General features: G+C 62.3%; 4 protein-coding genes and 1 tRNA gene. 2 read left to right on the top strand and 3 right to left on the bottom strand.

The genetic code is table 11. From position 1 onward, the window contains the following. Positions 1 to 255 precede the first annotated feature (255 nt). On the top strand, positions 256 to 531 hold the full coding sequence (locus tag JMF90_RS29885; RefSeq protein WP_006486101.1) for a hypothetical protein: 276 nt from the start codon (positions 256 to 258) through the stop codon (positions 529 to 531). A 136-nt stretch (positions 532 to 667) separates the two neighbouring features. After that, positions 668 to 925 carry a hypothetical protein gene (locus JMF90_RS29880; protein WP_006476176.1) on the top strand — a complete coding sequence of 86 codons (258 nt, stop codon included), beginning with the start codon at positions 668 to 670 and terminating at the stop codon, positions 923 to 925. A 47-nt stretch (positions 926 to 972) separates the two neighbouring features. Here JMF90_RS29880 and JMF90_RS29875 read toward each other — a convergent pair whose 3' ends face one another. The 3 genes from JMF90_RS29875 to JMF90_RS29865 all read right to left on the bottom strand — a co-directional run bounded on the left by JMF90_RS29875 (position 973) and on the right by JMF90_RS29865 (position 3,223). Further along, on the bottom strand, positions 973 to 1,263 hold the full coding sequence (locus JMF90_RS29875) for a putative quinol monooxygenase (protein WP_027810280.1): 291 nt from the start codon (positions 1,261 to 1,263) through the stop codon (positions 973 to 975). Positions 1,264 to 1,797: 534 nt separating this feature from the next. Continuing rightward, positions 1,798 to 3,006: an outer membrane protein assembly factor BamC gene (gene bamC / locus JMF90_RS29870; RefSeq protein WP_054927676.1), complete on the bottom strand. Its 1,209-nt coding sequence runs from the start codon at positions 3,004 to 3,006 to the stop codon at positions 1,798 to 1,800. Positions 3,007 to 3,146: 140 nt separating this feature from the next. Further along, positions 3,147 to 3,223, bottom strand: a tRNA-Pro gene (locus tag JMF90_RS29865). Between the last annotated feature and the right edge of the window lie 188 nt (positions 3,224 to 3,411).

Genomic DNA, 3,411 nt, shown 5'->3' with positions numbered 1-3,411 from the left:
ATTCCACGTTTATCGTTGGCTCGGCTGGTTTTGACGACGGCGCGCAAACCTGCGCGAAAATCGCTGCACCACCCTGGATGGCAGACGCGTGACGAAGTGCGCGAAGTGTTGCGCGACTTCAACGGGGCCTTGCGTCGTGCGACGATCCGGTGCACATTGATCCGTCACTTTTGTTACACTCGACACGCACTCGATTGCAGTCGCCAGACGAAACGGCAACACTCGGGTTCATCACCACTTAGCGGAGGTAAAGCAATGAAGAAGACGTCCCTGGCTATCCTGGTAGCGATGTCGGCGCTGACTGGCGCAGCGTATGCGCAAGAGAGCACGCAGATTCAGACCATCACCGATCCGGCCAAGATCGCCGAGATCGAGCAGCGTGCACAAGCGCTGCAACAGCAGCAAGCGGCCGAAGCGGCTCAGCCGGCGGCGCAGGAAGAGCATCACCACGGCAAGAAGGCTGCGCATCACAAGGCAGCTGCGAAGAAGGCCGGCAAGAAGGCGAAGGCTGCAGACGCTGCCAGCCAGTAAGTTCGGCGGCACCGCTCCAGTAAAAAGCCGAATCCGGGTAACCGGGTTCGGCTTTTTTGGTTGCGGCGCCCGCGCGCTGTGCTAAAGTCGCGCACCGAAATTTTCCACCCGTGCGCACCCCGGTGCGGAGGACAGCATGAGCAACATTCAACTCGACATCGAGTGGACCGAAGCCGCCACTCGCCAGATCAAGCAACTGATGCCCCGCGGCTCGGACGACGCGTTTCTCGCGCTGCCGCCGATCGAATGCCTGCCGATGGAGGGCGACGTGCTGTTCCTCGGCCCGCAAGGCAAGCAGCAACCGTTCATCGTTGCCGAGCGTCAGTATCACCATGACGGCGATGCCGACTGGACGATCATCCTGATCCTCGACGTACCCAGCGCATCGCACTGACGCGCCGCCGCGACCGGACACGTCCGGTCGCCCTACCCGGCTCGGACTCAGACGAGCTTCGACAGCACGCGGATTTCGGAACGCTCGATCCAGTCCGCGGCCGCTTCGCGATAAGCGAGAATATGCGCGGAACGCGCATGGGCGGCCAGCGCCTCCTCGCTCTCCCAACGCTCGACGAATACGAACCGCGCGGGCTCCTTCAGATCCCGGTGCAGGTCGTACTGCAATGCGCCCGCTTCGTTGCGGGTCGGCTCGACGATTCCCTCGAGCACGGTGCGCAGTTTCTCCTCCGCGCCCGGCTTCGCCACGATCAGCGCCACGACTGCAATTTCCGCCATTCCCGCCTCCTTCATCCGAAAAAGTCCGAGAATACGCGAATCCCGCACCACGCATCGGCTATGCCGATACGACAGGGCGATGGCACCAAAAAAATAGCCCGCGCTTCAGAGAAGCGCGGGCGAAACCGTCGCCCTACGAGGATAGGCGACGGGGCCATCGAGATCCGCACGCTGGCGCGGATCGTCATCTGTTGCGCCGACGCTTGGCGCGTCGGCATGTGAGGGTGTCGATGCCGTTGTTCAGGCGCTCGCGGCGCATTCCCGGCCTCTGACACCGTCCTCCCTGTTCTAACGATTCCAACCTATAAAGCAGGTTGCGTGCCAGGCATTACGTGCTCAACATTCCATTGATTTATAAGGACATTTTTTTAGATCGGCGACAATGTGACACGTGTTCTGTCGTCGTAACGCTCGGATGTTACGTAACGTCACGAGAAGGGACGGGCCCCACCGAACAGGCGTACACGTCGGCGAGCGGCCATGAAAAAAGCCCGCCGGATGGCGGGCTTTTCAAGGGGGCGGAAAACGCCGGGATCAGCGGAGCTGATTCACGAGCAACCCCATGATCTGGCGAGCCGGCGACGACGTATCGATCGCGCCCGCATCGTCGACGACCGCGACACGCGTCTGATCGGCCGTGAGCGCCTTCACGTTGACGCGATACTGCTTCGCCTGCTTTTCCTTCTTGCCGTGGAACAGCTGGCTCCAGAAGCCCTGCTCGGCCGCGCTCAGATCCTTCGGATCGACGTAACGCACGAAGTACAGACCCTTCGAGCGATCGCGATCGTCGACCGTGAAGTTCGCGCGATCGAGCGCGAGACCAACGTGCAGCCACGACCGGTCGTACGGCTCGCCGAGCGTGACTTCGGACGGCACGGCCGCTTCAGCCGCGTCATTGCCTTGCGCCGACGTGCGCGAGACGTTCTGGGCAGCGATCGCCGCGGCAGCCTTCGACGACGCGTCGCCATCGGCCTTCTTGTCCTTCGGTACCGCGTTGTCCTTGATGTTCGCGATCGGCGGCTCGCCGTTCTTCGCGCGCTGCTCGTTCTGCGCGAGCACGGCCATCAGCCGCTTCAGGTATTCCGTCTCGAGCGCCGGATCGTTCGGCTTCGGTTCCCACTTGCTCGAATCGTTGTTCGCACCGGTGATCGCCTCGCGCATGCCCTTCTGGCTGATGAACACGTAGGTGCCGCCGTTCGGCGCCGAATCGAGACGCGTGCGGTACTTGTTGCGCTCGGCCGTCACGTACGAATTGCCCATCGCCTTCGAGATCACGCTGCGGATCAGGCCGTCGTTGATCTGCGGATGGGTTTCGTTCCAGTCGGTTTCCATCACGCCCTTGTCGCGCTGGTCGACGACGAGCAGGAAGCCCTGCTCCTGCCAGAAACGGCGTACCTGCGGCCAGATCGCGGCGGGCTGCTTGCCGTCGATCACGAGCCAGCTTTCGGTGCCGTCGCGCTGGATATGCATGCCGGCCACGGCCGGCGCGACGGTGTCCAGCGCAGGCGCGGCCTGCTGGACCTGCTGGAGCGCGGACAGGGAAGTCGCGCCGCCCTGGGGCGGCAGCGAACGCTGATCGGCCGTCTCGTCGAGCATGTTGGGCGGCACTGCGAGCGACGCTTCCTTCGATTTCGAATCGCTCTTGTAGTCCACTTTCGTGGGCGACGACGTACCGCAACCGGCGACGAGCGCGCCGGTGGCGAGCACTGCAGCGAACCGCATGGTAAGACGAAGATCAGTCATGTTCGGGGAATCCTCTTCCGCTAAATCACGGCGCTTTCCGTGGATCAACCTTGCATTTTACCGGGGCCGCGCTGCGATGTGCAAAAAAGCGACGGCCAAGAAAAAACCCGCGCCAGCCTGAGCTGACGCGGGTTCTTGTCTGGTCGGGGCGAGAGGATTTGAACCTCCGACCACCTGCACCCCATGCAGGTACGCTACCAGGCTGCGCTACGCCCCGAAAGAAAAAAATTATAACAGACAGTTTCCCGGTTTAGAACGGGTCGCATGCATTTTGTGCATGTTCTCGTGAAATTTTTGGCGTGACGGCACCCATGCAGGCGACCCGCGGCACCGATACCGCATCGACGTCATCGCTTGCGCGCGACGCAGATGACCGTCAAGCCGGCGACGCGATTGAAGCGGAAC

The sequence above is a fragment of the Burkholderia sp. E168m23 genome (assembly GCF_016586125.1).
Taxonomy (GTDB): domain Bacteria; phylum Pseudomonadota; class Gammaproteobacteria; order Burkholderiales; family Burkholderiaceae; genus Burkholderia; species Burkholderia orbicola.
Note: the sequence above shows the minus strand (reverse complement) of the source record. Positions and strands in the feature narration are given on the sequence as shown.

Coding starts and splice junctions, on each gene's coding strand:
- JMF90_RS29885 (WP_006486101.1), top strand. CDS start 256: ATGAAGAAGACGTCCCTGGCTATCCTGGTAGCGATGTCGGCGCTGACT.
- JMF90_RS29880 (WP_006476176.1), top strand. CDS start 668: ATGAGCAACATTCAACTCGACATCGAGTGGACCGAAGCCGCCACTCGC.
- JMF90_RS29875 (WP_027810280.1), bottom strand. CDS start 1,263: ATGGCGGAAATTGCAGTCGTGGCGCTGATCGTGGCGAAGCCGGGCGCG.
- bamC (WP_054927676.1), bottom strand. CDS start 3,006: ATGACTGATCTTCGTCTTACCATGCGGTTCGCTGCAGTGCTCGCCACC.